Source organism: Methylorubrum sp. Q1 (assembly GCF_004683995.1).
Classification (GTDB): domain Bacteria; phylum Pseudomonadota; class Alphaproteobacteria; order Rhizobiales; family Beijerinckiaceae; genus Methylobacterium.
Map to the genome: position 1 here is coordinate 1 of NZ_SRHQ01000013.1, position 24,678 is coordinate 24,678.

Below are 24,678 nucleotides of genomic sequence, written 5' to 3' on the forward strand. Positions count from 1 at the left end.
GGACCCGACCCCGCCCCGCGGCGGCATGCCGCGCCCGCCGGGACCGCCCTGGCCGAAGCGCTTGAAGAACTCGCGCAGTTGCGGCGGCACCTGCTGCAGGTTGGGGCCGCCGGGGCTGTCGTCGTCATCGTCGGCGCCGTCGTCGAGCTTCACCTTCACGGCGACGACACCCGGCTTCACCTTGTCGACGACGTTGGCGAACGAGCCCGGCGGCTGATCGGGCGCCTCGATCGGGGTCTTGGGCAGGGCCTGGGCGTAAGCCGGGGCCATAGGCTCGGCCAAGCCGCAGCCGCCCGCGACGAGGGCGGCTGCGGCGACGGAGGCGATAGGGCGGCGGCAGACAGTCAGGGGCATGGAAATCTCCGAACATCAATCACGGGAGCCTGCCGCCCGACTGCGCCGGAACGCGGCCGGACGTCGGACTATGAGACAATGAACGAAAGTGTAGGTTGTGCCGTCCGATCATTTGATCAAAGAAGTCGTAGCTCTAACCCGTGCGTCGGAGGCTATCCGCCGTCAGCGGATTTGAGACGAATTGGCGGCCGGAACGATAGGAATGACTTGAATTCTTCCAGCTGGCCCGCTTTCCATGCGAGTGACCCTGGCCCGGCAAACTGGCCCGCGGCCTGTACATCGGGGCGGACCACGCCTAGGCGGATCCCGTCGCGACCGCGAGGCGCCAAGCCTCTCAGCCCGTGAGAGCCTGCAAACTGGTGTTGATCTGACCGACGCCGTGTGCGGCCGTCTGCATGCTGGGCGAAATCTCCCGGGTGATGGCGCTTTGCTCCTCGACAGCCGAGGCGATACCGGTCACCGTCTCCCGTACCGACCCGATCGCCTGTACGATCGAGAGCAGGGCACCCACCGCTTCTTCCGCGATTCCCTGCATCCCATGGATGTCCTGTGCAATCCGCGTCGTCGCCTGCGTCACTTGGTTCGACAAGTTCTTCACCTCGCCGACAACCACAGCAAAACCGCGGCCGGCCTCTCCCGCCCGCGCCGCCTCGATCGTCGCATTGAGGGCCAGAAGATTGATCTGCCGACCGACACCCTGGATCAGTTCGACGACGCCGTTCATCGACGCGGCGGCGTCCTTCAGCTTCGCTGTGGAGCGGTCTTTCGACGAACCAGTGGCCACTGCGTCGGGATGCGCTCCAGGTGCAACCAAGAGCCATCCGGCGATTGTCTCGAAACGCTGCCGGAAATCAAATCTTCGGCACCGGACAGCGCCGCGGCGTATCCTGGCGTACTGGAGCGGGGTGGAAGCGAAGGTTGCCACATCGCTCGGGAGTGGGCGTTCGGGCATACGGTCGTCGTGGCCGTTCTATCGAGTGAGGACATCTCTGGCGTCGCTCACGTCGCGGCGTTCGCTTCGGCGGGCGTCATCGCAACAAGGGCGATCAAGCCGATCAAGACCATGATCGGCAGCGTGATGCAGCCGAAGGCCAGATGGGCGATCCCGAAGGCTCCGCACAGGGCGCCCGCGGCGAAGGTCACAATGGCCGGCAACACCCGCCGCAGCCGCGCGCGCGTCTGTGCGGGGTTCGATGACGTTCTCAGGGCAAGATCCATGGCATCGATGACCGCCTGACTGACGCTCACGGTCATCACCGTGGTCGGAGCGAGGTGGCCGAGTAAGAGGCGACCGATCGCGTTCTGCACGCCCATGGCCGCGACGGCGAGCATGCCAACGATCAGAGCCGGGGCACCGTCCGGCGCATCGAGTGGCGCCCATAGGGCCCCGCACAAGCCGAAACCCGCGAGGAGAACAGCCTCTACGGCGAGCAGCCAAGGCAGCGGATCGGCATCCCGCCGCTGCAGGAGCAACGCAAGGACACGGGTCCCCGCCACGGCCGCCATGAAGACGGGCAGCGCCAGAAGCTTCGCCAGCACACCGGTTGAACTCGCGACCAATTCAGCACCGATCAGGACGAAGTTTCCGGTGACATGGGCCGTGAACAGGCCTGTCAGCGCGATGAAAGCCGCCGCATCCACGAAGCCGGCGACGAAGGCGAGAGCGGTTCCAGCGGACGTGCCGCCATCCGTGATCTGCGGCTTCACGAGGCTTTCCCTGATTTGTAGGAGGGCGGAGGCGATGCCATGCGCTAGAGCCGTATCCGACCTGTTTGCATCAGGTCGGCGGCTCTCGATCTTTGCTTTAAAACGCGTTCTTTTGCCGAATCGGCATCCACTTCGTCGAAAAGCGCTCTAATCGTCGAATGGTGTTTCCGTCATGACAGCCGGAATCCGGGGGTTGGCGTAGTCGTCCGGCCAAGTATTGCAAAGGAGCATGACCGCAATGACCAGCACGACGGTCGCGAGAAGGAAGGCGAGCGCTTCCGTGACCTGATGCGCCCATCGGCCGGCAGCCGGGATTGCGACGAAGCCGCCGATGAAGATCATGGTGATGGCAGCGGGAGCGGTCACTGAGCGGGACTCGGCGATGATGCGGCGAAGCGGGTTCGGCCTGGACCCTAAGCCTGCCGGGCTCCGGAGCGGTAAGGATATCGGCTATCACGAACCATGATGAGCAACCTCAACGTCGAGCAGATCCGCTCCTTCCTGGCCGTCCTTGAAAGCGGCAGCTTTACGGCCGCTGCGCAGGCCCTCGGCCTGCGGCAATCCACGGTCAGCGGGCATATCGCGCGGCTCGAACAGGCACTGGACCGCTCTCTCCTCATGCGGGACACCCATCGGGTCGCCCTGACGCCGGACGGTCAAGCCATGATCGGTTTTGCGCGCGACGTGCTGGCGGCGCACGACCGGCTTCGCGCCTTCTTCTCGCCGGGCGGCCTGCGCGGCCGCATCCGCCTCGGCGTCTCCGAGGACTATACGCTGTCGGCCCTGGCCCAGGTTCTGGCGCGCTTCGCGGATGGCCACCCTTCCGTCGATCTGCAGCTGACGGTCGGTCTCAGCCGGGCCCTCTACCAGGGCTACGATGCGGGCGAACTGGACGTGATCTTCTGCAAGCGCCGAGGCGGCGATCCGCGCGGTGAATTGGCCTGGGCGGAAGAGCTGGTCTGGGTGGGCCGGCCCGGCTTCGTTCCCGATCCGGCATTGCCCTTGCCCTTGGTGCTCTATCCGCCGCCTTCGATCACGCGCACCCTGGCGCTCGATGCCCTCGAAGCGGCGGGGCGTTCTTGGCGGATCGCCTGCACCAGCGGCAGCCTGATGGGGCTGCGCGCGGCCGTCGAAGCCGGTCTGGGCATCGCGCCGCACTCGGCCAGGGTGACGCCGCCGGGACTGGCCCCGATCCCGGAGACGGCCGGATTGCCGCCGATCGGCGAGGTCGAGTTCGTGGTGCTCGGCTCGGGCCGACAGCATCCCGCCGCGACGGCGTTACAGGAGACGATCCTCGCAAGCATGGCGGAGCTTCAATCCGTTCCCGAAGCGTGACGTCGTTCGAGGCCGGGCACCGCGCCGCACGTCCCCGGGGCGGCCGCCGAGCGCATCGGCCGAAATGCCAGAAGCAAAAGCAAACCAATGGGTGGGGCGGAAGCGTTAGCGTGCACCGGGCGCCGGGGTTAGGCTCTGTGCGGCCGGCATCTCTCCTGTCGCAAGGAGAAATGGGAGTAAAACCGCCGCAAACGCCTTCGGATGCGAGTAGTTGATCCCATGGGCTGCGCCCGGGATGACAGCAAGACGGCCGCGAGGCAGGGCCGCTGCGAGGCTCGTCACAAATGCATAGGGGACGATGTAGTCACGCGTTCCCCAAACCACGAGCGTCGGCTGCGTGACTCGGAGCACCTTCTCTCCAATGCGGTTGCCGACCATGCTGCGTAAGGTGAGGATGTAGCGCCTGATCCCACCACGGGCATAATCGGCGAGCGCCACCCAAGCGAGCGACCAGCGCTCGAACGGTGCAATGGCAAAGAAGCCGACCGCTTGCCGGACGAGGCCGCGTGACTCCGGGTCCGGCGTCGGCCCCTGCAGGACAAGGCGGTCGACGCGCTGCGGATGAGCGAGTGCCAATTCGACCAACACCTCGCAGCCGAGCGAATTGCCGATAAAGGCCGCGCGATCGATCCCGATCGCGTCCATCCAGGCCGCCAGCGCATCGGCCAGCTCGCGAACCGTGAGCACGCGGCGAGGCTTTTCGCTCAAGCCGAAGCCGGGCAGGTCAGGCGCGTAGACCCGGCGGTAAGGGGCGAGTTGCCGCGCGAGCGGGATCATGTAGCGACTCGACATTCCGAGCCCGTGGACCAGGATCACGGGCAGGCGGTCATCGGGTGCGGGATCGGCCGAGACACGGGCATGCATCGTCCGACCGTTGACGCGGGTGTGCCTTGCCGCGAGCCGGCCCAGATGGTGGCCGTGATCCGGACTGGCGCACCGTCGAGTCGCGAAGCTCACCAGGGGTAGACGAACCAGGATTGCGCCAGCCGTCACAACGATCCACCGCAGGGACACACGCACCTTCCCGTTTCAGCCAAAGCCGCTCTCGAACGAAGCGCCGAGAGAACCGGCCCTGCGAAACGCAACGGCTCAAGAAAGTGTTGCGAAGGGCCCTGCTTCCAGCCGTTCGTCCAGGCCAAGGAGCGGCGTCGGCAAACGCGACGCATTGCCATCCTTGATGCCTTCGAGCGGTTCAAGCCTGAAGGGTGCCGAAGTCACCGAGAAGCTGCCGGATACGAGGATGACTCGGCTGTCGCGAGAGCCCACCCGACCTGATTGCATCAGGCCGGCGTCTCTCGGTCTTTGTTTCAACACGCATTCTTTCGACGAACCGGTGACCACGTCATCGGAATGCGCCCCGGAATGTTTTGGGCCCGGTCCGAGCGAATTGATCCGGCCTGAAGTCGTGTTCATCGTGATATTTGATTCAAGTCATTGCTGGAAAAGGACCGGCCTATAATTGTCAGCGCCGGCATGCTTCCACCGATCTCGGTGTTCGTGTCGGTCGTGATGTTTTGGGCCGTGCTCCAAGTCGTTATTGAGCCCGCAGGCGCCTGTTCCCGCTTCGTTTACCTTGGACGCGACGGCAAGATTTTCACGGCCCGGTCGATGGACTGGGAAAAGCCCATCGGAACCAACCTCTACATCCTGCCACGAGGCATGGCGCGCAATGGTGAGGTCGGGCCTGATTCGATCCGGTGGACGTCGAAATATGGATCCTTGGTCGCGACAGCGTTCGACAATTCGACGTCGGACGGCGTTAACGAAGAGGGCCTTACGGCCAATGTACTCTGGCTTGAACAATCGCAGTACCCGGCCTTCGACGGCAAGGGCACGCCTGGATTGGCGATCTCAGTCTGGGCGCAATACGCTCTCGACAACTTCGCGACTGTCGATGAAGCCGTTGCCGCCCTCGAGAAATAGCCCTTCACGCTCGTGACGCGCACGATTCCCGGCACTCAGGTCATAGCAAGTATCCATATGTCCCTGTCCGATTCCGGCGGAGACAGTGCCATCATCGAATATATCGACGGCCAGCAGGTCGTTCACCATCGACGTCAATACCAAGTGATGACGAACTCGCCGGCCTACGAACAGCAGCTTGCCCTTGCCTCCTACGGGTCACAGATCGGCGGAACGGTCATGCTGCCCGGTACGAACCGCGCGTCCGATCGCTTCGCCCGCGCCTCCTACGTCAAATCGATCCCGCCGGATGGAGACCCGGATCACCTCTTGGCCAGTGTATGCGGCATCATACGCAATGTTTCCGTGCCGCTTGGGCTTTCGACGCCGGAGAAACCGGAAATATCGTCCACACGCTGGCGCACGGTCTTCGATCACAAGCGCCGCCTCTATTTTTTCGAATCGGCGCTTTCGCCCAACACGTTCTGGACCGACCTGAATCAGATCGATTTTTCCAGGGAATCGGGGAAAGTGCTGAAACTCGATCTCGGCGTCGATCAGGACAACGTCTTCGCCGGGAATGCGACACGGTCCTATCGCGAGTCGAAGCCTTTTCCTTTTGCCGGATTGCCGCGATAAAGCATCGTCCTGGAGATCGGATCCAGGACGATGCTTTATCCTCTGGGGGCTGTTATGAACCAGCTCCGAGTCGAGCGGCCTTTCTGAGCTTGAGGCAGACGAAGGCGACGAGAGGCAGGTCAGCCAGCGTGCTGGCATAGCGCTCGTCGTCTTCGACGAGCCGGAGGAAGGATGGGCCCAGGCGAGGGAGCGCTCCACGACGCAGCGCCTGGGCAGCCGCTTTATTGTTGTCGTGTATCGCTTCCGGCTGTGTGCGCCATGAAGAAGCGCACCATCTCGCGGCTGGCGTCTGGACCGCGCGGATCCGTGTAGGTGCCGTTCGGGCTTCCGCCGGACCAGGCGTGACCCGCTCCATGCAGAACCCACTGCTCCACCACCTCTCGGCCCGAAGGATCGGACTGGACGCGACGGGTGTAAGTCATGCCACCCGGGCTCTCCCCGTGGGTGACGACCGTCCCCAAGGCTCCCTCCGGCTTGGATTGAGCGATAATGCGGTCGCCGTTGGCTGGGTTGACGGTGCGGTCCGCATCACCGTGGAAGACGATGGTCGGGACCGAAGCGCGTGCTCCCAGCGGCTGAGCCGTCCCGCCGCCGTTCATGGCAGCAAAGGCGGAGGGCATATCCTTGGCCGCACCATAGGGAAGGCCGGAATGGACGCCGATTGCCGCGAACAGATCGGGATAGGTCGCCGCCATGATCGCTGCGGCCGCTCCGCCGGCTGACAGTCCCGCGACGTAGACCCGTCTGGGATCGGCCGAGAACTCGCGGATGACGTCCTGGGCAATCCCCGCGATCAGCGAAGGCTCGCCCGAGCCGCGCTGCTGATCGGCAGCGTTGAACCAGTTCCAGCATTTCTGCATGTTGGCCGATTGGGGCTGGCCGGGATAGGCCACCAAGAAGGTCTGCTCCTCGGCAAGCGCGTTCATCCGCGTCCCGGCCGCGAAGTCATCGGGCGACTGGGTACAGCCGTGCAGCATGACGACGAGAGGAAGAGCTTGGCCGGTATAGCCACTCGGGACATAGACCTTGTACGTCCGGCTGCCCGCCGCGTTGGAGAATGTCCGCTCCTCGTATCGAGCCCCATCCGGGACCGGGATCGGAGATCGCTGAGGCGATCCGAGACCATCCCCGAGGCCGGAGATCCCGCCCATCTTGGGAAAGCGCTCGCGCAAGGACCGCAGGGTCTCTGCAAGCCCTTGCCGTTCTGAGGCGCTTGTCCTGTCAGCGGGCGCTTCCCCGGCCGTCCCCTTGCCGAAACCCGGTGCGGTCCACGCTCCGCCCGGGGTCCGAGGCGCGACCATGTCGATGGTCGACCCCTGTCGCGCGGTGCTGGCGTCCTTGCCGGGCACACCCTCCTGCGGGCTCGCTTGCGGCTTGGCAGAGGCCGAGCGCCCCTGAAGGAGAGCCATGGCTTCGGTGAGCTGGCCGGCGCGGGTGAGACGGGTCACCTCACCCATGTCGATGCCGGAGAATGCGTTCATGATCACGATCCTGAATGAGGTCGACGGGCCGGGGCGCGTGTCCGGACGCGCCGCGAAGGCGTTGAGGCGAGAGATCAGGCCGTACGGTCGGCCAAGGCTGCCTTGACTGCCGGTTTGGCGTGGAAGGCGCCGAGCACTTGCACGGAGGCGATGGCGGCACGGGCGAGTTCCGGCGTCACATCGGGAGCGATGCTGGCGAGGCCGAGAACCTGGATGTGGAGCGGAGCGCCCGCGTCTCTTGCCGCTTCGAGGTCCTGCCGGGTGTAGTGCGAGAGGCCGAGGCTGAGCTTCTTACGGGCCAGTGACTGGGTGACGGCATCGCCCTGACGGTCGAGCTGGTTGCGCACGGCCGTTCGGATGAAGTCGGCGCGATTGGCATAGAAGCCGTCTCGAACCAGCAGATCGATACGGCCGAGATCGACAAAGCCGAGGTTGATCGTCAGTTTCTCACTGTCGGGTGCTCTCGGTCGGAGGTCCGGAACGTCATCGGCCATCTTGGTACCATCCCTAAACCATCCCGTTGGATGGTCCTGAGATGGTGCGGTTGCGGTGTCATACAAGGGCAGGCTTTTGCTCCCGACCAAGCTGAGATCGCAATCGATGACGCGACCGCAATCTCCGAAGTGACGTTGAGCGCATCGCTCGGCGCCTGTCTGGGGTGCTCACGGGCAGGCTGTGCCTTTCCGGGTGCGGGAGTCGAACGCACCCTGGCCACCTTCGTGGCGGGAGCACCGAAACGTGCGCGGACGACAGCCCGTGAACGAGGTTTCCGGAAGGTCTACGGGGTGGGGGCGAGCGGCTCGCTTGGCGGCTTTGGCCGAAGGCCTGGAAGGCCCATATCGGAACGCCGAGGGCGCAAGCCTCCCACTCCATTCAAGTCCTGTCGACTTGGGCGTTCAGATATCGAATCGGAAGGTTGGCGCGGCTCTGCAGCGGCTCAAGCACGCCGAGAAGTGGCGCAGCGTGTGACGACGTGGAGACAGCCGTCATGGCTTCGAGACGGGCTGACGTCCGACAGATCAGTGCCTTCCGGCTCGGTCCGTCGATCTTCGGGTTTGCGCGCCGAGTGTGGCCTGTCGCAGAGAAGAAGAAGCGGCCTTCGAGAGTGAGGCTGTGCTGCCCGGACGCTCGGGAAGAAAACCGTTCCCTTGACAAGAATTGTCGGGGAGAGCAGTCCTTTGCCGCTCCCATAACCCATTGCCACCATTCGGCTTTCCTAGCGAGGAAAACCTGGTGGAGCTGAGGGGAATCGAACCCCTGACCTCCGCAGTGCGATTGCGGCGCTCTCCCATCTGAGCTACAGCCCCGTCCGAGGCGAGGGCCTTGTAGGCTTGTCCGCTTCGGCCTGTCAATTCCGGAAATTTCCCGCCGCACCCGCGTCCCTCACGCCGGGTCTCCGTGCGGGGCGATGAGGACCGATACCCCCCGCATGAACGCCCTGCTCTGGCTCTTCAACACCATCATCCAGCTCTACATCTACGTGCTCGTTGCGAGCGCCGTGCTGAGCTGGCTCGTGGCCTTCAACGTGGTCAACGTGCGCAATCCGATCGTCTCGCAGATCGGCGAGTTCCTCTATCGCGTCACCGAGCCGGTGCTGCGGCCGATCCGGAACCTGCTGCCCAATCTCGGCGGCGTCGACATCTCGCCGATCATCCTGATCCTGCTGCTGCTGTTCGCCCAGAAGCTCGCCACCGACCTCTACGTCCAACTGGCCTTCTGAAGGGCTTTAGCCGACCACGGCGGACATCGTCCGAGCCGAGTCTTGCGGCTCTGGAGCGAAGCCCGAATCCGCCATCCCGAAGGTTTGGCGGAATTCGGTATGGCGGCGTGACCCGGCCAAGCGACGCATTGCGTGGGCGCCGGGCTCGTTGCTAAGGCGGTCGCGCACCGGCTCGGCCGAAAAGCCGATGCGATGTCAGAAGTTTAGGGCCGCGTCCTGAATACGATATTCAAGACGAGGCCCGCCCGGCCTGCAAGAGCCGTGAAGGGAGCGACGCGCGCCATGAAGACCAATCCGGGCCGCTTCTTCGAGGATTTCCGCCTCGGGGAGACCATCCGCCACGCCACGCCGCGCACCGTCACCACGGGCGACGTGGCCCTCTACACCGCCCTCTACGGCCCCCGCTTCGCCGTGCAGTCCTCGGACGCCTTCGCCAAGGCGATCGGCTACCCGGCGAGCCCGCTCGACGACCTGCTCACCTTCCACGTCGTGTTCGGCAAGACCGTGCCGGACGTCTCCCTCAACGCGCTGGCCAATCTCGGCTACGCCGAGGGCGGCTTCCACCGCCCGGTCTATCCCGGCGAGACGCTCTCCACCGTCTCCGAGGTGATCGGACTGAAAGAGAGTTCCAACCGCCAGACCGGCGTGGTCTACGTGCGCTCTACCGGCTCCGACGCCTCTGGGCGGACCGTGCTGAGCTATTGCCGCTGGGTTCTCGTGCGCAAGCGCGACCCGGAGGCCAAGATCGCCGAGGAGCACGTGCCGAGCCTCGCCAAGGTGGTGAACCCGGCCGACCTCGCCCGCGCCCTGCCCCCGCTCGATCCGGCCGCCTACGACAATGCGCTGGCCGGCAGCCCGCACCGCTTCGCGGATTACGCGGTCGGCGAGAAGATCGACCACGTCGATGGCATGACCGTCGAGGAGGCCGAGCACCAGATCGCCACCCGCCTGTTCCAGAACACCGCCAAGGTCCATTTCGACGCGGTGGCGACGCGGGAGACCAAGTTCGGCAAGCGCCTGATCTATGGCGGCCACGTCATCTCGCTTGCCCGTGCGCTCAGCTTCAACGGTCTGGCCAACGCCTTCGCCATCGGCGGCATCAATGCCGGCCGCCACGTCGCGCCGCTGTTTGCCGGCGACACGGTCTATGCGTGGTCCGAGGTGCTGGAGACGGCGGAACTGCCCGGCCGCAGCGATATCGGCGCGCTTCGCCTGCGCACGGTGGCGACCAAGAACCAGCCCTGCGGCGCCCATCCGGACAGGCAGGGCGAGGGCTACGACCCGTCGGTGATCCTCGATCTCGACTACTGGGCCTTCATCCCGCGCTGAAACGTCGGCCTATAAGTGGCTGACGCCTCTACGAAAAGAACCCGGCCACGGCCTGACGCAACGGGTTGGCCGGGTTCGACAGCAGGCGGAGCGCCATCGCGCAGGCGATGACGACGAGGAGCGGGCGGATCAGCCGGGCGCCGAGGCGCACGGCGAGCGCCGAGCCGACCTGGGCGCCGAGAAAGGCGCCGACGGCCATCGCGAGCCCCACCGGCCAGATCACCGCGCCCTGGAGCGTGAACAGGGCGAGGCTGCCGAGGTTGCTCGCGGCGTTCGAGAGCTTGGTGTGGGCGGTGGCCCGCACCACGCCGAGGCCGAGCAGGGTGACGAAGCCGATCATATAGAACGAGCCGGCACCGGGCCCGAACACCCCGTCGTAGAAGCCGACCGCCGGCGCCAGCGTCACAGCAAACAGGCCGGGGGTGATCCGCGCCGCCGCGTCCTCGTTGCTCATCCGCCGCGCGGTCGCGAAGTAGAGCGCGATGCCGACCAGCATCAGCGGCACCAGCGCGTCGAGGACCGGGCGCGGCAGCAGGCTGACGCAGAGCGCGCCGCCCACCGAGGCGAGACCGGCCCCGAGCGCGGCCGGCCCGGCCTCGCGCCAGCGGATCAGCCCGCGCCGGGCGAAGGCGATCGTGGCCGAGACCGAGCCGGCGCTGCCCTGAAGCTTGTTGGTGGCGATCGCGCTGACGGGGTCGAGCCCGGCGAGCAGCAGGGCCGGCAGGGTCATCAGCCCGCCCCCGCCGGCAATGGCATCGACGGCGCCCGCCACCACGGCCACGCCGAACAGCCCCGCCACGGTCTCGAACGCAATACTCATGGGGGATCCCAAAGGGCCTTCAGGCCCTTTGGCGGGTTTTCAGGGCAGGGCCCTGAAGCCGGCGAAGCCGATTTCCAGGGCCCTGCCCCGCACCCGAGAAAGGACTCGTCCTTTCGAAAGCTTGACCATGGCTGTGTCGTCCGGGCAAGCCTTCAGGCGGCAGCCCGCTCCGCGCGCGGTAGGCTGACGGTGGCGCGGCTGCCGCGGCTCGCCCGCAGCGTGCCGCCCTTCGGCACCACTTTCCAGCCCTCCTTGCAGCCGTCGATCGGCTCGGAGACGACGGTGAGGCCGCGCTCGCTCTCCCGGTAATACAGGCTCGGCGGGCGCCCGTCGCAGGCCCAGCGGAAGGCGGTGAGGTTCTCGCCGTCGGTGAGCACGGCGGTGAAGCGGAAGGCCTCCGCGATGCGGGCCTCCTGCATCAGGGCGCGCACGGTGGTGCAGGTCGTCTCCATGGCGCCGACGGGATCGGAGTCGAGGCCGCTGGCGAGCGCCAGCAGGAAGAGGGCCTCCGAATCCGTCGAGCCGCGGCGGGTGTCGTACAACTCGTCGGGGATCATCGCCTCCAGGCGCCGCTTGATCCGGTGATAGCCGCCGATCTGGCCGTTATGCATGAACAGGTGGCGGCCATGGGCGAAGGGGTGGCAGTTGGCTCGCGTCGTCGCCGTGCCGGTCGCCGCGCGCACATGGGCAAAGAACGTCCGCGCCCGCACCTGCCGGCAGAGGTTCACGAGGTTCTCGTCCGACCAGGCGGGGCAGATGTCGCGGTAGAGGCCGGGCTCGGCGTGCTCGCCGTACCAGCCGATCCCGAACCCGTCGCCGTTGGTTTCGGTCTTCGCCTCGGAGGCGTGCAGCGATTGATGGACCAGCGAATGGGTCGGGGCGCAGACCAGCTCGTTCAGGAAGACCGGCTCACCGAGATAGGCGAGGAAGCGGCACATGGCGGGACGAGAGCCTCCTTTGCGGTCCAGGGCGAGCTATGCAAGCATCGGTCCGCTTGAACCGCTGCGTGTCGCCGGACTGTAACAATTCGTTCTGTGTGGTGAACAGCCCGTTAAGAGAGGGATCGATCGGAAGGGTTCAGGCGGGCACAATTTCGCTGAACCGATCATCCCCGAACTTGTTGTCGCAGGGCAAGCATCGTCGGCGCCGCCGATGCCGCCGCGGCGCGCCCATGGGCTGCCGCTTCCGAACCGCTCGCACAGCTTCAGGGAGACATCATGGCTCATTCCGGAGACAGCCCGGTCGCGCTCGTCGTCGAGGAGGACGAGGCCGCCCGAGACCTCGCGACCGTCCTGATCGAAGAGACTGACCTCGACGTCATCGCCTGTTCGAGCGCCGAGGACGCGCTGGCCGTGCTCGAACGCGGGGATGTGACGGTGGCGATGGTGATCGCCGACACGCATCTCTCGGGCAAGATGGACGGCGCCGCCCTGGCGCGCACCGTCGAGGATCGCTGGCCGGAAGTGCGGCTCGTGGTGACCTCCGGGGGCCGCGAGGAGCGCCGGACCGAGATCCCGCCGCACGCGGTCTACATGCGCAAGCCCTGGCTGCCGCTGGAACTGCTGCGTCAGGCCGAGCGCGCCACCCTGACGGCCAGTGCCGCCTGACTGGGGCAATCGCTCGAAGGCGATCTCCCTGTATCGGCCGGCCTCAGTCGCCGGCGCCCGCCTCCGCGGGATAGAGCATCGTCCTTTTCCGAAGGCCGGCAACCGCCTTTCGGGATGATGCCCTAGGAGTGCCTCACAAAACTCCCGGTCTCTGACCGTTCTCGCTCTGGCGACGACAGCGCGGCGGGAGTTTTGTGAGCGATACTTAGGCTTCCGCTCCGCGCGGCGCTCTTCGCACCGCCAAGCCGCCAAAGCGGCTTCGCGCATTGGTCGCTGCCTGACGCGGATCTGCTGACGACGAAAAAGCCCCACCGGTCGAGCCGGTGGGGCTTTTTCGTATCGCGAAGCTGCGGGCCGCGCGCGGCGGCCGGCGCGGATCAGGAGGCGGCGGGCACCGGGGCGGCGGCGGGGGCCGCGGCGGGCTGCTGCGAGAAGCTCGGCATGCCGGGGCGGCGCGGGGCGCCGGTACGGGGCTTCGGCTTCGGAGCGGCGATCAAGCCCTCGCGGATCGCGGTCTTGCGGGCCTGCTTGCGGGCGCGGCGGACAGCCTCGGCCTTCTCGCGCGCCTTGCGCACGGAGGGCTTCTCGTAGGCCTTGCGCTGCTTCATCTCGCGGAAGATGCCCTCGCGTTGCATCTTCTTCTTGAGGACGCGGAGCGCCTGATCGACGTTGTTATCGCGAACGAGTACCTGCAACGGAATCAACCCCTAGATTTGTCGTTTCGAACCGCACCGGCCCCGGATTCCCGGCTGAACCGGGAAAAAAGCCGTCGGGCGCCTCTGTCTCCGGGCTGCATTCCGGAGGAGGCGTCGTGACGGCAGCCGAATCGGTGCGAAAGAATTGCACCTGAGCGCGCGGCATACACGAAACAGGTTCGTGTTGGAAGTGCAGGAAAGCCTCTTGCAAAGCCGCTGCGCCGTTTCTCCCTGCCCCGCCCTCGCGAGGCGAAGCCGAAGTCATCCAAGGCGTTATCCGATCCGGAAACGCCTTGCCACGGATGGCGCCGGCTTCGTCCCGCAACAAGGGTCGAGAGACGGCCTCAGGCGTGCGAGGCGATGAAGTTGCGCACGAGCGGATAGGTCTGCGCCTCCCACTTGCGGCCGGAGAACACGCCGTAGTGACCCACCCCGGTTTGGAGGTGGTGGGTCTTCATGTGCGGCGGCAGGCTCGAGCAGAGGTCGTGGGCGGCCATGGTCTGGCCCACGGCGCAGATGTCGTCGCGCTCGCCCTCCACCGTCATCAGAGCGGTGCGCCGGATCACGCCCATATCGATGAGCTCGCCGCGATAGGTGAGCTGGTTGCGGGCCAGGGTGTAGTCCTGGAAAACGATCTTGACCGTCTCGAGGTAGAACTCGGCGGTGAGGTCGAGGACGGCGAAATACTCGTCGTAGAAGGTCTCGATCGCCTGCGCCTTGTCGGCGCTGCCATCGATATAGTGCCAGAACAGGTCCGTATGCGCGTCCCTGTGGCGCTTGGCATTCATCGAGACGAAGGCGGAGACCTGCGTGAAGCCGGGATAGACCCGCCGCCCCGCCCCCTTGTGGCGTCCGGTCACCGTCTCGATCAGGTTCTTCTCGAACCACTCGATCGGCTTCGAGATGGCGAGCTGGTTCACCGAGGTCGGGCTGACGCGGCAATCGACCGGTCCGGCCATCAGGGTCATGCTGCGCGGCTGCGCCGGGTTCTTGGTGTGCGCCATCACCGCCGTGGCGGCGAGTGCCTGCACCGCGGGCTGGCACACGGCCATGAGGTGGGCGCCCTCGCCGATGGTCTCGAGGAAGCGCACGACGTGATCGACGTAGTCGTCGAAGCCGAAGCGCCCTTCCGAGAGCGGCACGTCGCGGGCGTTGTGCCAGTCGGTGATGTAGACGTCGTGGTCGGGCAGCAGCGTGCGCACGGTGCTGCGCAGCAGCGTGGCGAAGTGGCCCGAGAGGGGGGCGAGCACCAGAACCTTGGGCTGGACGGTGTCGATGTCCTTGCGGAAGCGGAGCAGCGTGCCGAAGGGCGTGGCGAGCACCGGCTCCTCGATCACCGGGACCTCGCGGTTGCCGACCATGACGGCGTGGATGCCATAGGCCGGCCGCGCGAAGGTGAGGCCGGCACGCATCATCATGCGCGCACCCGCCGACCACCATTTCGCGGCGTCGTGCCACGGCGTCCGCATCCACGGCGCGGAGGCTTCCTGGAGGAGGCGGCCCCATTGGCGGGTCTGCCGGGCGATGTCCGATTGGACATCGAAGGCTTGGTAGAGCATCGGGCGCAAACTCCAAGCGCGCAAGGTGCCTGCACGCATCCATCTCTCACGAACGTCCCGAACGTCCCGGATTCGCCCGCTTCGCTTTCCCGGTTGCCACGCCGCCCCACGTGACGATGCCGGACGGAACACGCTAAGCGGTTCTGGATTGGGCGCAACCGATCAAAAGTATATATCGCGCGCCTGTGGTGCGGACGCATCACTTTGCATCGGAGCTGCGGGAAGAAGAATTTTATTGCCGGAAGGGCCGGGAGAAAGCCCGAGATCCGGCACAAGACTTGCCATGAAGCGCCTTGGACGCCGGGCTACGGGCAGCAGGCCTGGGCGACGCGCATCCGGGGAGAGGGCCATGGCCGAGGCGACGCTCACGATCTCCAGCCGCAACTACTCGTCCTGGTCCCTGCGCGGCTGGCTGCTGTGCCGGATGGCCGGGCTCGATCTCTCGGTGGAGGTGCTGTCCGGTTCGGACGCCTCGACGCGGGCCGAACTGCTGCATCTCTCGCCGTCCTTCCTCGTGCCGCGGCTGGAGCACGGCGCGATCGTGGTGTGGGACGTGCTCGCCATCGCCGAATATCTCAACGAGATCCGTCCGGAAGCCGGCCTCCTTCCCGAAGCGCCCGCCGAGCGGGCGCGCTGCCGCGCGGTTTCGGGCGAGATGCATGGCGGCTTCGTCAACCTGCGCTCGGCGCTGCCGATGAACCTGCGCAGCCTCCATCGGGGCTTCAAGATCTTCAACGGCGCCAAGGGCGACATCGAGCGGATCTGCGCGATCTTCGAGGATTGCCTGTCGCGCTCGGGCGGACCCTACCTGTTCGGCGCGCGCCCCAGCCTGGCGGACGCGATGTACGCCCCGGTCTGCACCCGCTTTCGCACCTACGACGTCGCCCTCCCCTTCACGACGGCCACCTACCGCGACACGATCCTCGCCTGGGATCTCATGAGCGAATGGGCGGCGCTCGCCGAGAGCGAGCCGGAGGAGATCGAGGAACTCGACATGGAGTTTTAGCGTGCCGCACAAACTTCCGATCACCGACCGCGCTGACCCCAGTCGTGGCGGTGCAGGCGGCCGGTCCCTTCGGGACAGCGAGAGCATCATCCCGAAAGGTGGCTTCCGGCTTTTGAAAAAGATGATGCGAAAACAGGGGCCTAGAGCATCGCTCAGGCGCCGCGCGGCCTGGCCGACGGTCCGCATCCCGTAGCCGATCGTTCCGGCGCCGCCTGCCCATCGAATCCGGATTCGTCAGGAGGCGGATGGTGGCTCTGCAACCACAAGCTTTGTAGATCATGCCTCGTGGCCAACCACGAGAGCGACCATGACCCCTACCCGTCTTCTGGCCCCGACCTACCGCAACATGCTGCGGACGCTGGCTGGATTGCTCGACAGGGCACAGCAGCAGATGGCCGACAGGGCGGAAGCTCTGCTATCGGCCCGCTTGGCGGCCGACATGTTCCCACTGTCGTCGCAAGTCCGCTTCGCAGCCTTTCAGGCGCAGGAGGCGGTGTTCAGGCTTCGCGGCGAACCGACGCCCGAATGGCTCGATGCCGTTGCGGCCGAGGGGCGCAACGCGGGCGATGCGCCGGGCTCAATCGCCGACAGCCGCGTGCGGATCGATGAGGCGCTGTCGATGCTCGACACTTTGAGTGATGCTGCCTTGGATGCAGGAGCATCCCTGCCGATCGCGATCGAACTTCCGGGCGGGATCACCTTCGATATGACGGGCGAGCAATACGTGCGCGACTGGGCGCTGCCGCAATTCTATTTCCACGTCGTCACCGCCTACGCGATCCTTCGCCGGCATGGGGTTGAGGTCGGGAAAGCGGATTACGTCCCGCACATGTTCGGCTATCTCCGACCCGGAACGATGCCGACGGCATAGCCTTTCCCGGTTCGCCATCCCCATCGGGACATGTGCTTAACGGCATCTTGCGATGAGGCGGCGCAATCGTTTCCGGGGCCGGGCTCGGCAAGGTCAAGCCGCATCCTTTGCGCAACGGTCTACGAGGTCTGGACGGCGCCCGTCGCGCGGGGCGCCGCGCCGGAGCGTCCGGCGGCGAGCGGTAGCTCGATGCGGGCGCAGAAGCCGCCGCCGGGGCGGTTCTCCAAGGTCAGGCGCCCGCCATGACCCTCGACGATGGCGAGCACGATCGACAGGCCGAGGCCGAAGCCGCTCGCGGAATCGAGGTTGCGGGCGCGGTCGCCGCGCACGAAGGGCTGGAGCATGGCACTGCGCTCGGCATCGGGGATGCCGGGGCCCTCGTCGATCACCTCCACCGCCACGCCGGGGCGGTCGCCGGAGCCCGCCGGACCCATGACGAGGCGGGCGCCGCCGCCATATTTCACGGCGTTGTCGACGAGGTTGGTGATCGCGCGCTGGAGGTCGTCGGGGCGGCCGCGCACGAGGACGTGGCGGGTCCGTTCCAGGCTGACCGCCGCGCCGATGTCGCTGAACCCGTCGCAGACCGTCTGCACCACCGAGGCGAGGTCGATCAGCGTGGTCTGGCCCTCGCCCGGCGCCCCCTGCCCGTCCCGGACATAGGAGAGCGCGGATTCCACGAGCCCGTTCATCTGGTCGAGGTCGCGCAGGGTCATCTCGCGGGCGCGCTCGTCCTCGATGAACTCCGCGCGCAGCCGCAGGCGGGTGATCGGGGTGCGCAGGTCGTGGCTGATCGCGGCCAGCATCTGGGTGCGGTCGTCGAGCAGGCGCAGCATGCGGGTGCGCATCCGGTCGAGGGCGCGGGCGAGCGCGAGCACCTCCTCCGGCCCGCGCTCGGGCAGGGGCGGCGGTTCCTCCGCCGTGCCGAAGGCTTCCGCCGCCGCGGCGAGGCCGGCGAGCGGCGCGGTGAGCGCCCGCGTCGCCCAGAACGAGAGCAGTGTGAGGCTGACCCCTAGGAAGACGAATGTGAAGATGATCGGCGCTTGCGCCGGCGGGCGTGGAAAATCGTCGGGCAGCACCGCCCGCAGCCGGGCGCCGGCCGGCGTCGTGATGCCGATCTGGAGGAGGCCGGTCTTGCCCCGGTCGTGGCCGGGGGAGAGGTCGGTCACCGGCAGCGCCCGCCCGAAGCCGTCGCGCAGGCGCTCGATCAGGGGATGCTGGCCGATCTCGTCCTCCTTGTTCCCCTGCCCCGCCGACGGCGCGGCGCCGTCCCACGGCGCGATGCGCAGGGTCGGCAGGCCGCGCGCCGCCGCCCGGAGGATCCCGTCGCGCTCACTCGGTTCGGCGGCATCGAGCAGCCGCGCGACGGTGGAGAGCCGGGTCGCGGCGACGCCGGGCCGCTCGTCCGGCCGCCACGGCTCGCGCAGGGCCAGCAGCATGACCGCCGCGAGCACATGCGCGGCGAGCAGGGCCGCCACGACGAGGAGCGCGATCTGCCCGGCGGCCTTTTTCGGGCGGGGCCAGGGCAGATGGAGCCAAGGCAAACGAAGCCAAGACAAACGAAGCCAAGGCAAACGAGGCCGAGTTCGCGACGGTGCGGGGGCCGCGGCGGGCGGCTCCGCCGTGGTTCTCACGGGACTCATGAGCGGCCGATCTCCGGCGCGAACAGGTAGCCGCCCGAGCGGATCGTGCGGATGATCTCGGGGTTGCGCGGATCGCGCTCGAGCTTCTGGCGAAGCCGGGAGACGAGGACGTCGATGCTGCGCTCGAACGGCCCCGCCGCCCGCCCCTGCGTCAGATCGAGGAGCTGGTCGCGGGAGAGGACGCGCCCCGGCCGCAGGCACAAAGCGTGGAGCAGGTCGAACTCGGCCCCCGTGACGGCGATGCGTGCGCCCTCCGGGCTCAAGACCTGCCGGAGGCCGACATCGAGGGTCCAGCCCGAGAAATGGAAGCGGCGCGCGCCGTCCCCGTCCTGCGGCTCGGCGCCCTTGCGCCGCAGGATCGCCCGGATGCGTGCCAGCAACTCGCGGGGGTTGAACGGTTTGCCGAGATAGTCGTCGGCGCCGATCTCCAGCCCGACGATCCGGTCGATCTCTTCCGATTTCGCCGTGAGCATCAGGATCGGCACCTGCGACGCGGCCCTGAGGCGCCGGCACAGGCTCAGGCCGTCCTCGCCCGGCAGCATCAGGTCGAGGACGATGAGATCGACCCGGGCATCGGCCAGCACCCGGTCCATCTCGCGTCCGTCGCCCGCGACGCTCACGCGGCACTCGTTGGCGCGCAGGTAGCGCGCGACGAGGGCGCTGATCTCGCGGTCGTCCTCGACGACGAGGATGTGGGGTGTCGGCAGGTTGGTGGCGGTCATGACGGCCTCCGTCTTAACCCCGCGCGCCTCCTGCCCGGAAGTATGGCCGCTGGCCAAGATTGTAACCGCGGGTTTCCGCAGCTTGCCCCGATACGTGCGGCAACAATCCGGAGCGGATTGTCCGGCCGCCGCCCGCCGCGGCGGCCGAAGCGTTTCGTCGGCGCCCCTCGATTGCCCTGCGGCCCGCCGATTCTTATGTCGTTGGCATGTGCTCGACAGGTCCGGGCGCCGGAGGAGATTTCCATGCAAGGCTCGAACCGCCTTTTCGACGATGTCGCCCGCCTGTTCACCGATGCCACCGGAGCGGCTCAAGGGGTGCGCCGCGAGGCGGAAACGATGGTCAAGGGCCAGATCGAGCGCCTGATCCGCGACATGGATATCGCCACGCGCGAGGAAGTGGACGTGCTGCGCGACCTCGTCGCCGCCCTGCGCAGCCAGAACGACGCGCTCGCCGCCCGGGTGAGCGCGCTGGAGACCCGCCTCGGCGCCGAGGCGGGCAGCGCCGGCAGCACGGAATCGGTCTGAGCGGGCAGCCCGGACTCACCCTCGCGGGAAAGCGCGAATCCAAATTTCTTTGCACAGGAAGCATCGGTGGATAGCCGCGTTGCCCACCGCTGATGCCGGGGCGACGCTTTGAAGCCCGCGGGGCGCGCGGGCTATAAACGATCCGAAGTTGATTCGCCCCGGCGGAAAGGTGGAACCAAACCCCGGGGCGGCGAAATCTGGATTGAACCCCTCCGCAGGACGGAGATCGACGGGCGTTGCCTCGATTTCCGTCACGGCCCTGCTTTGCCCGCCGACCCGATCGAGCCTCTCGACCGGGCCGACAACTTGGATCGCCATGACCCAGCTTAGCCTCATCGAAGACAGCGACCGGCCGGAGCACCCGCTCGATGTCGTCGAGCGCCTCGCCTCGCTGCGCGACTGGATCTTCGATCGCATCGAGACCGACGAGATGTCGGTCTCCGTCTCGGGCCGCTGGGCCGAGTACCACGTCGCCTTCACCTGGATCGAGGAAGTCGAGTCGCTGCACGTGGCCGCCGCCTTCGACCTCAAGGTGCCGGAGCGGCGCCGGGCCGAGATGCTGCGCCTCGTCGCGCTGGTGAACGAGCAGCTCTGGATCGGCCATTTCGACCTGTGGTCATCCGACAGCGTGGTGATGTTCCGCCACTCCCTGCTGCTCACTGACGGCATCGCGCCGACGCAGGGGCAATGCGCGATGATGATGAAGACGGCCGCCGACGCCTGCGAGCGCTACTATCAGGCCTTCCAGTTCGTCCTCTGGGCCGGCAAGAGCGCCCGCGAGGCTCTCGACGCCGTGCTGTTCGAGACCGAGGGCGAGGCCTGACCCGCGGGGCGGCTCGAGGATACCGAGGAAGCATGACGCAAGACCGAGCCCCCTTCCCCACGCCCCTGGTTCTGGCCGGCGCCGGCAAGATGGGGGCAGCGCTGCTGCGGGGCTGGCTGGCGGGCGGCCTCGACCCTGCCGCCGTAACCGTCGTCGATCCGCAGCCCTCCGCGGAGATCGCCACGCTGTGTGCCGAGCGGGCCTTGCGCCTCAACCCCGAGGCCGCCGCCTCGGCCGGAGCCCTGGTGCTCGGCATCAAGCCGCAGGTTCTCGACGCGGCGGCAGCGGCGCTGGCCGGATGGATCGGCCCGGACACCCTCGTCGTCTCGATCCTGGCCGGCAAGACCATCGCCGACCTGAAGCGCCGCCTGCCGACGGCCCGCGCGGTGGTGCGCGCCATGCCCAATCTGCCCGCCAGCATCGGCCGGGGCGCGACCGGCGCCGTCGGCAGCCCGGAGGTCGGGCCGCAGGCAAGGGCGGGTGCGGAGGCGTTGCTCGCCCGTTCCGGCCTTGTCGCGTGGCTCGACGACGAGGGGCTGATCGATGCGGTGACCGCGGTCTCGGGTTCCGGTCCGGCCTACGTCTTCCTGCTGGCGGAAGCGCTCGCGGAAGCCGGCGTGGCGGCGGGGCTGCCGCCCGACCTGTCGGCGCAGCTCGCCCGCGCCACCGTCGCGGGCGCCGGTGCCCTGCTCGACGCCGATGCCCGCGAGGCCGGGCAATTGCGCCGCGACGTGACCTCGCCCGGCGGCACCACCGCGGCGGCGCTCGCCGTGCTGATGCGCGAGGGCGCGCTGCCCGATCTGATGCGGGAGGCGGTCGATGCGGCGCGGCGGCGGGCGGGCGAATTGTCCGGCTGAGAGGCCCAGCGGTTTCAAGCGGGCGGCTCCGGCCCTACATGAGACGTGAACCGAATGCGGAGCACGGATCATGGAAACAGCCCCCGAGCCCAACACCGGCGGCAATCCTAAAGCTGGCGGGCCATCCGGTTCGTCGAACTCCGACACGGCGCAGGCCACGGCCTCGCACAAGCCCAACCCGCGCGAGGCGGCGGTCGAGGCGCTGATGCGGCTCGCGGCCGAGCAGCCCTGGAACGACATCGAAGTCGGCGACATCGCCCGCGAGGCGAACCTGAGTCTGGCCGAATTGCGCGACCTGTTCCCCTCGAAGGGGGCCGTGCTCGGCGGCCTGTCGCGGATCATCGACCGCAAGGTGCTGGAGGTCGACACCGCCGACCTCGCCGACGAGCCGGCTCGCGAGCGCCTGTTCGACGTGCTGATGCGCCGGCTCGATGCGATGACGCCCTACAAGCCGGCCTTGCGCCGCATCGCCTTCGCGCTGCGTGGCGACGTCCTGTCCATGCTGGCGCTCAACGGGGTCGCCCTGAACTCCCATCGCTACATGCTGGCCGCTGCCGGTATCGACACGGAGGGGCCGCTCGGCCGGCTCAAGCTTCAAGGCACCGTGATCGCCTTCGCCCGCACCGTCGAGGTCTGGCTCGATGACGACGACCCGGCGCTCGCCCGCACCATGGCCAAGCTCGACCGCGAGATCCGCCGCGGCGAGACCATCATGGAACGCGCCGACGACGCCCGCCGCCTCACCGCGCCCCTGCGTGCCCTTGGCCGTGCCGTTCTGGAGCGTCGCCCTCGCCGCGACCGGACGGAACCGCCCGCGGGTGATGGCGAGGATCGCGACCCGGCTGCGGCGATCTGAGCGCAGAGCTTCCGAGGGGGGGGAGGGTTCGGGGTCGGAGCGCGTTTGCCGGTCCGATCGCTGAACGATGATCCGGCGCACCGACGCACAAGTCGGTGTGTGTAACCCTTGCCGAGGCGGCCAGCTTAGAGCTTTCGTCCCGAAAGCCGGCAACCCCCTTTCGGGACGATGCTCTAGGGATTGCCATAGGTACCGGCATGGTAATCAGCCAGGACTTGGTCCTGATGAATATCTGCTGCGTTGGGATTCTTCGAAGATCGTCATAGCCGCTGTAACAGCTTCGACAGTAGGAGCTGTCGTCGGTGTGCTCGAAGCCCGCCGCTGGCTGAAAGGGTATTGGGAAACGGTCCGCGCCTCTGGCGGCCGAGGGCAAAGACCCGTCTGCTCCGTATCCGGCTCAATCGCGCGCTCGGCAGCCGTTCTGGCCATGACGATCTTTCGTCGCTGACGGTGCTGCACTCTGCAACAGGCTCAACCGATTTTACGCAAGCACGGGGGCGCTGAGCCTCCGGTGCAAGAGAGGTCGCAAACGGCCGGAGATGACATTCCGGCCTCGGGGTCTTTACCGGTCCCACCCCTTCAGGTCGCAGAGCGTCATGAAGTCGTGGATCGTGATCAGCTCGGCATCAAGCAGAGCCAGGGCTTCGTCACGGCTCTTGATCGCCTCGGCGTTCATGGAATGCGCCTTTCCCGTGTCTTGTTTTGAGGAACGACACGCTAAAGCTTTCGTTCCCTTCGTCTGGAGAAGCATCCCGCGTGCCAGTGGCAACATCGTCGCCGGACCGCTGCGAGGCGCATCGCTCCGGAAATCGAAATCCGAGCGATGCGCCGCGTTCTCGGGCCTGCTTCGGCCTCAGTCAGGTCCGCGGACACCGGGGACCAGGGACCGACGCGTCCTCGCGTTGACCCCCTCGGTCTTCAGCGAGCGCGGCCTGCTCGGGCCTCTTGTTCTTGCGCCGTTCCGAAAGCCGGTTGCCAGCTTTCGGGACGATGCTCAGCCCTCCCGTCCGCCGCCCATCGTCGCCTGCATCGGCGTGAGCTCAGCGATGTGCCGCTGGCAGCGGGAGCGCGCCGGCCGCGAAGCGGCGCAGGGCCGGGTCGTCGCCGGCTTGCGCGTAGGAGCCGTGGATCGGGTCGGCTTCCTGATGGCCCTGGAGCGAGGCGTTGACGAACATCGCGTCGTATTCGGGACCGGGCGGCATCCCGGCGATTCGTCGCCATGGCGAGGTCGACGGGTGCCGGCATGGCCCCTGCCGGCGCCGGTTGCGCCAGGGCGGCGCGGGCGACGGCCAGGGCCGCTGTCGCCGTCAGTAGGGTCGTCAGAAAATCGCGCCGCTGCATGGTCTCGGATCTCCCGGTCTGGAAACGACAGCCGGGCGCCGATGTTCTTGGGCGGTGCCGGAGTCTGACGGGCGAAATCTTCGCGAAATCAGCAATGGCCCTGCTGTAGCAGGGGCTTACCGAACGAAGACGCTTGGGCGATCCGGGCCGGGTTTGCTGCCGGGATTCAGGGGCCGATCGGGGGACGCAAACGGGCCATGCAATGCACGTCGGCGAAGATGCCGTTGCGGAACGAGGCCGCCTTGTGGGTCCCCTCGATGGTGAAGCCGAACTTTTCGTAGAGGGCGATGGCGCGGGCGTTGTCAGTGAAGACCGTCATCTCGATTCGCGAAATATTGATCCAGTTGTCGGCCGTGTCGATCACCGCGGCGAGAAGCCGCGAGCCGATGCCGTATCCGGCGAAATCCTCATGGACGGCGATCCAGAACTCCGCCGCGTGCGCGCGCCGGCCGTAGAAGGGGCGCAGAGCCGCCGCCCCGACGACGCGGGCGTCCCGCTCCGCGGCAAGATGCAGATCCCGCGGCGAGCGGGGCTCGGCCCACTTCTTCACCGCCTCGAACGATTCATAGGGGAGCGCCAGCGTTCCGAAGCGGAAGGCGGGCTGGTTGTAGATCTCGAACAGATCCTGAGCGTCCTCCGCGCGCATGGCCCGTATCGTCACATCCATACTGGTCCTCGCTCCGTGTGAAGGGGCATGATTTCGCCGAGAGCCGGTTCGACCGGTCCCTTCCGGCAACGATGACGATCCTCACGCGGAGGTGCTGCGGCAGCAGCCGCGAAGCACGCCGCGACGTTCATCCCGGTCGCCGATGCCGTCGGATCGAACGTTTCGGATCGATCGTTCCGGCGTGCTTCGAGGCCGCGCTTTCGCTCGGCACCTCAGCCTGAG

General features: G+C 67.2%; 25 protein-coding genes, 1 tRNA gene and 3 pseudogenes. 11 read left to right on the forward strand and 18 right to left on the reverse strand.

Annotated features, from left to right (window positions below):
* From E4V01_RS13620 to E4V01_RS13635, 4 genes and pseudogenes are all read right to left on the reverse strand, one after another.
* A pseudogene (locus tag E4V01_RS13620) lies at nt 1-354 on the reverse strand (serine peptidase); the annotation flags it as partial.
* 334 nt (nt 355-688) lie between these two features.
* Nucleotides 689-1,138 (reverse strand): methyl-accepting chemotaxis protein, encoded by a 450-nt coding sequence (locus E4V01_RS13625; RefSeq protein WP_371688522.1) that lies wholly within the window; start codon nt 1,136-1,138, stop codon nt 689-691.
* A 215-nt stretch (nt 1,139-1,353) separates the two neighbouring features.
* Nucleotides 1,354-2,061: a YoaK family protein gene (locus E4V01_RS13630; RefSeq protein WP_135298711.1), complete on the reverse strand. Its 708-nt coding sequence runs from the start codon at nt 2,059-2,061 to the stop codon at nt 1,354-1,356.
* 147 nt (nt 2,062-2,208) lie between these two features.
* Entirely contained in the window at nt 2,209-2,427 is a 219-nt protein-coding gene (locus tag E4V01_RS13635; RefSeq protein WP_060771085.1) for a hypothetical protein, read from the reverse strand.
* Between the two features lie 99 nt (nt 2,428-2,526).
* Here E4V01_RS13635 and E4V01_RS13640 point away from each other — a divergent pair, with 99 nt between their 5' ends.
* A complete protein-coding gene (locus E4V01_RS13640; RefSeq protein ID WP_135298712.1) occupies nt 2,527-3,396 on the forward strand; it encodes a LysR family transcriptional regulator in 870 nt (289 codons plus the stop codon).
* Between the two features lie 105 nt (nt 3,397-3,501).
* Here E4V01_RS13640 and E4V01_RS13645 read toward each other — a convergent pair whose 3' ends face one another.
* On the reverse strand, nt 3,502-4,173 hold the full coding sequence (locus E4V01_RS13645) for an alpha/beta fold hydrolase (protein WP_245517559.1): 672 nt from the start codon (nt 4,171-4,173) through the stop codon (nt 3,502-3,504).
* 312 nt (nt 4,174-4,485) lie between these two features.
* The gene (locus E4V01_RS13650; protein WP_135298713.1) at nt 4,486-4,809 is read right to left on the reverse strand and encodes a hypothetical protein; all 324 of its coding nucleotides are present in this window, start codon (nt 4,807-4,809) and stop codon (nt 4,486-4,488) included.
* Nucleotides 4,810-4,869: 60 nt separating this feature from the next.
* On the opposite strand from E4V01_RS13650, the pseudogene E4V01_RS13655 reads away from it, so the two are divergent.
* Nucleotides 4,870-5,937: pseudogene (locus E4V01_RS13655) on the forward strand (linear amide C-N hydrolase).
* Nucleotides 5,938-5,989: 52 nt separating this feature from the next.
* Here the strand turns inward: E4V01_RS13655 and E4V01_RS26220 are convergent.
* From E4V01_RS26220 to E4V01_RS13675, 4 genes and pseudogenes are all read right to left on the reverse strand, one after another.
* A pseudogene (locus E4V01_RS26220) lies at nt 5,990-6,153 on the reverse strand (IS5/IS1182 family transposase); the annotation flags it as partial.
* Between the two features lie 5 nt (nt 6,154-6,158).
* Nucleotides 6,159-7,418: a PHB depolymerase family esterase gene (locus E4V01_RS13665; protein ID WP_135298714.1), complete on the reverse strand. Its 1,260-nt coding sequence runs from the start codon at nt 7,416-7,418 to the stop codon at nt 6,159-6,161.
* Between the two features lie 74 nt (nt 7,419-7,492).
* Nucleotides 7,493-7,912, reverse strand: a complete 420-nt coding sequence (locus tag E4V01_RS13670) for a CopG family transcriptional regulator (RefSeq protein ID WP_015952063.1) — start codon at nt 7,910-7,912, stop codon at nt 7,493-7,495.
* Nucleotides 7,913-8,649: 737 nt separating this feature from the next.
* A tRNA-Ala gene (locus E4V01_RS13675) sits at nt 8,650-8,725 on the reverse strand.
* A 122-nt stretch (nt 8,726-8,847) separates the two neighbouring features.
* Here E4V01_RS13675 and E4V01_RS13680 point away from each other — a divergent pair.
* On the forward strand, nt 8,848-9,138 hold the full coding sequence (locus tag E4V01_RS13680; RefSeq protein WP_003604312.1) for a YggT family protein: 291 nt from the start codon (nt 8,848-8,850) through the stop codon (nt 9,136-9,138).
* Nucleotides 9,139-9,420: 282 nt separating this feature from the next.
* Nucleotides 9,421-10,467: a MaoC family dehydratase gene (locus E4V01_RS13685; RefSeq protein ID WP_060772356.1), complete on the forward strand. Its 1,047-nt coding sequence runs from the start codon at nt 9,421-9,423 to the stop codon at nt 10,465-10,467.
* A 28-nt stretch (nt 10,468-10,495) separates the two neighbouring features.
* Here E4V01_RS13685 and E4V01_RS13690 read toward each other — a convergent pair whose 3' ends face one another.
* Complete coding sequence (locus E4V01_RS13690; protein WP_135298715.1) at nt 10,496-11,287, reverse strand: TSUP family transporter; 792 nt, start codon at nt 11,285-11,287, stop codon at nt 10,496-10,498.
* Between the two features lie 152 nt (nt 11,288-11,439).
* Entirely contained in the window at nt 11,440-12,225 is a 786-nt protein-coding gene (locus E4V01_RS13695; protein ID WP_060771080.1) for a class II glutamine amidotransferase, read from the reverse strand.
* 279 nt (nt 12,226-12,504) lie between these two features.
* On the opposite strand from E4V01_RS13695, the gene E4V01_RS13700 reads away from it, so the two are divergent.
* Complete coding sequence (locus tag E4V01_RS13700; RefSeq protein ID WP_135298716.1) at nt 12,505-12,894, forward strand: response regulator; 390 nt, start codon at nt 12,505-12,507, stop codon at nt 12,892-12,894.
* Nucleotides 12,895-13,271: 377 nt separating this feature from the next.
* On the opposite strand, the gene rpsU is transcribed toward E4V01_RS13700, so the two are convergent.
* Nucleotides 13,272-13,589, reverse strand: a complete 318-nt coding sequence (gene rpsU, locus E4V01_RS13705; protein WP_060771078.1) for a 30S ribosomal protein S21 — start codon at nt 13,587-13,589, stop codon at nt 13,272-13,274.
* Nucleotides 13,590-13,933: 344 nt separating this feature from the next.
* Nucleotides 13,934-15,148, reverse strand: a complete 1,215-nt coding sequence (locus E4V01_RS13710) for a polyhydroxyalkanoate depolymerase (protein WP_135298717.1) — start codon at nt 15,146-15,148, stop codon at nt 13,934-13,936.
* A gap of 349 nt (nt 15,149-15,497) precedes the next feature.
* Here E4V01_RS13710 and E4V01_RS13715 point away from each other — a divergent pair, with 349 nt between their 5' ends.
* A complete protein-coding gene (locus E4V01_RS13715; protein ID WP_135298718.1) occupies nt 15,498-16,154 on the forward strand; it encodes a glutathione S-transferase family protein in 657 nt (218 codons plus the stop codon).
* Nucleotides 16,155-16,461: 307 nt separating this feature from the next.
* Nucleotides 16,462-17,025: a DUF1993 family protein gene (locus E4V01_RS13720; RefSeq protein WP_135298719.1), complete on the forward strand. Its 564-nt coding sequence runs from the start codon at nt 16,462-16,464 to the stop codon at nt 17,023-17,025.
* A gap of 119 nt (nt 17,026-17,144) precedes the next feature.
* Here the strand turns inward: E4V01_RS13720 and E4V01_RS13725 are convergent, their stop codons facing one another.
* Both E4V01_RS13725 and E4V01_RS13730 read right to left on the reverse strand, forming a co-directional pair.
* The gene (locus E4V01_RS13725) at nt 17,145-18,665 is read right to left on the reverse strand and encodes an ATP-binding protein (protein ID WP_135298720.1); all 1,521 of its coding nucleotides are present in this window, start codon (nt 18,663-18,665) and stop codon (nt 17,145-17,147) included.
* Complete coding sequence (locus E4V01_RS13730; RefSeq protein ID WP_060771073.1) at nt 18,662-19,387, reverse strand: response regulator; 726 nt, start codon at nt 19,385-19,387, stop codon at nt 18,662-18,664. Before E4V01_RS13730 ends, E4V01_RS13725 begins: the two co-directional genes overlap by 4 nt.
* A 243-nt stretch (nt 19,388-19,630) precedes the next feature.
* Here E4V01_RS13730 and E4V01_RS13735 point away from each other — a divergent pair, with 243 nt between their 5' ends.
* From E4V01_RS13735 to E4V01_RS13750, 4 genes are all read left to right on the forward strand, one after another.
* Nucleotides 19,631-19,912 carry an accessory factor UbiK family protein gene (locus tag E4V01_RS13735; RefSeq protein ID WP_135298721.1) on the forward strand — a complete coding sequence of 94 codons (282 nt, stop codon included), beginning with the start codon at nt 19,631-19,633 and terminating at the stop codon, nt 19,910-19,912.
* 316 nt (nt 19,913-20,228) lie between these two features.
* A complete protein-coding gene (locus E4V01_RS13740) occupies nt 20,229-20,735 on the forward strand; it encodes a YbjN domain-containing protein (protein WP_003607101.1) in 507 nt (168 codons plus the stop codon).
* A 32-nt stretch (nt 20,736-20,767) separates the two neighbouring features.
* Nucleotides 20,768-21,592: a pyrroline-5-carboxylate reductase gene (gene proC / locus E4V01_RS13745; RefSeq protein ID WP_135298722.1), complete on the forward strand. Its 825-nt coding sequence runs from the start codon at nt 20,768-20,770 to the stop codon at nt 21,590-21,592.
* Nucleotides 21,593-21,662: 70 nt separating this feature from the next.
* Complete coding sequence (locus E4V01_RS13750; protein WP_135298723.1) at nt 21,663-22,448, forward strand: TetR/AcrR family transcriptional regulator; 786 nt, start codon at nt 21,663-21,665, stop codon at nt 22,446-22,448.
* Between the two features lie 1,040 nt (nt 22,449-23,488).
* On the opposite strand, the gene E4V01_RS26225 is transcribed toward E4V01_RS13750, so the two are convergent.
* Both E4V01_RS26225 and E4V01_RS13760 read right to left on the reverse strand, forming a co-directional pair.
* Nucleotides 23,489-23,650: a DUF4142 domain-containing protein gene (locus E4V01_RS26225; RefSeq protein ID WP_245517560.1), complete on the reverse strand. Its 162-nt coding sequence runs from the start codon at nt 23,648-23,650 to the stop codon at nt 23,489-23,491.
* Nucleotides 23,651-23,955: 305 nt separating this feature from the next.
* Nucleotides 23,956-24,456, reverse strand: a complete 501-nt coding sequence (locus E4V01_RS13760; RefSeq protein WP_135298724.1) for a GNAT family N-acetyltransferase — start codon at nt 24,454-24,456, stop codon at nt 23,956-23,958.
* Between the last annotated feature and the right edge of the window lie 222 nt (nt 24,457-24,678).

What these genes read in the sequence shown, in the direction of transcription:
- E4V01_RS13640 (WP_135298712.1), top strand. Translation starts at nt 2,527, where the DNA reads ATGAGCAACCTCAACGTCGAGCAGATCCGCTCCTTCCTGGCCGTCCTT.
- E4V01_RS13645 (WP_245517559.1), bottom strand. Translation starts at nt 4,173, where the DNA reads ATGATCCCGCTCGCGCGGCAACTCGCCCCTTACCGCCGGGTCTACGCG.
- E4V01_RS13650 (WP_135298713.1), bottom strand. Translation starts at nt 4,809, where the DNA reads ATGAACACGACTTCAGGCCGGATCAATTCGCTCGGACCGGGCCCAAAA.
- E4V01_RS13665 (WP_135298714.1), bottom strand. Translation starts at nt 7,418, where the DNA reads ATGAACGCATTCTCCGGCATCGACATGGGTGAGGTGACCCGTCTCACC.
- E4V01_RS13670 (WP_015952063.1), bottom strand. Translation starts at nt 7,912, where the DNA reads ATGGCCGATGACGTTCCGGACCTCCGACCGAGAGCACCCGACAGTGAG.
- E4V01_RS13680 (WP_003604312.1), top strand. Translation starts at nt 8,848, where the DNA reads ATGAACGCCCTGCTCTGGCTCTTCAACACCATCATCCAGCTCTACATC.
- E4V01_RS13685 (WP_060772356.1), top strand. Translation starts at nt 9,421, where the DNA reads ATGAAGACCAATCCGGGCCGCTTCTTCGAGGATTTCCGCCTCGGGGAG.
- E4V01_RS13690 (WP_135298715.1), bottom strand. Translation starts at nt 11,287, where the DNA reads ATGAGTATTGCGTTCGAGACCGTGGCGGGGCTGTTCGGCGTGGCCGTG.
- E4V01_RS13695 (WP_060771080.1), bottom strand. Translation starts at nt 12,225, where the DNA reads ATGTGCCGCTTCCTCGCCTATCTCGGTGAGCCGGTCTTCCTGAACGAG.
- E4V01_RS13700 (WP_135298716.1), top strand. Translation starts at nt 12,505, where the DNA reads ATGGCTCATTCCGGAGACAGCCCGGTCGCGCTCGTCGTCGAGGAGGAC.
- E4V01_RS13710 (WP_135298717.1), bottom strand. Translation starts at nt 15,148, where the DNA reads ATGCTCTACCAAGCCTTCGATGTCCAATCGGACATCGCCCGGCAGACC.
- E4V01_RS13715 (WP_135298718.1), top strand. Translation starts at nt 15,498, where the DNA reads ATGGCCGAGGCGACGCTCACGATCTCCAGCCGCAACTACTCGTCCTGG.
- E4V01_RS13720 (WP_135298719.1), top strand. Translation starts at nt 16,462, where the DNA reads ATGACCCCTACCCGTCTTCTGGCCCCGACCTACCGCAACATGCTGCGG.
- E4V01_RS13725 (WP_135298720.1), bottom strand. Translation starts at nt 18,665, where the DNA reads ATGAGTCCCGTGAGAACCACGGCGGAGCCGCCCGCCGCGGCCCCCGCA.
- E4V01_RS13730 (WP_060771073.1), bottom strand. Translation starts at nt 19,387, where the DNA reads ATGACCGCCACCAACCTGCCGACACCCCACATCCTCGTCGTCGAGGAC.
- E4V01_RS13735 (WP_135298721.1), top strand. Translation starts at nt 19,631, where the DNA reads ATGCAAGGCTCGAACCGCCTTTTCGACGATGTCGCCCGCCTGTTCACC.
- E4V01_RS13740 (WP_003607101.1), top strand. Translation starts at nt 20,229, where the DNA reads ATGACCCAGCTTAGCCTCATCGAAGACAGCGACCGGCCGGAGCACCCG.
- proC (WP_135298722.1), top strand. Translation starts at nt 20,768, where the DNA reads ATGACGCAAGACCGAGCCCCCTTCCCCACGCCCCTGGTTCTGGCCGGC.
- E4V01_RS13750 (WP_135298723.1), top strand. Translation starts at nt 21,663, where the DNA reads ATGGAAACAGCCCCCGAGCCCAACACCGGCGGCAATCCTAAAGCTGGC.
- E4V01_RS26225 (WP_245517560.1), bottom strand. Translation starts at nt 23,650, where the DNA reads ATGCCGCCCGGTCCCGAATACGACGCGATGTTCGTCAACGCCTCGCTC.
- E4V01_RS13760 (WP_135298724.1), bottom strand. Translation starts at nt 24,456, where the DNA reads ATGGATGTGACGATACGGGCCATGCGCGCGGAGGACGCTCAGGATCTG.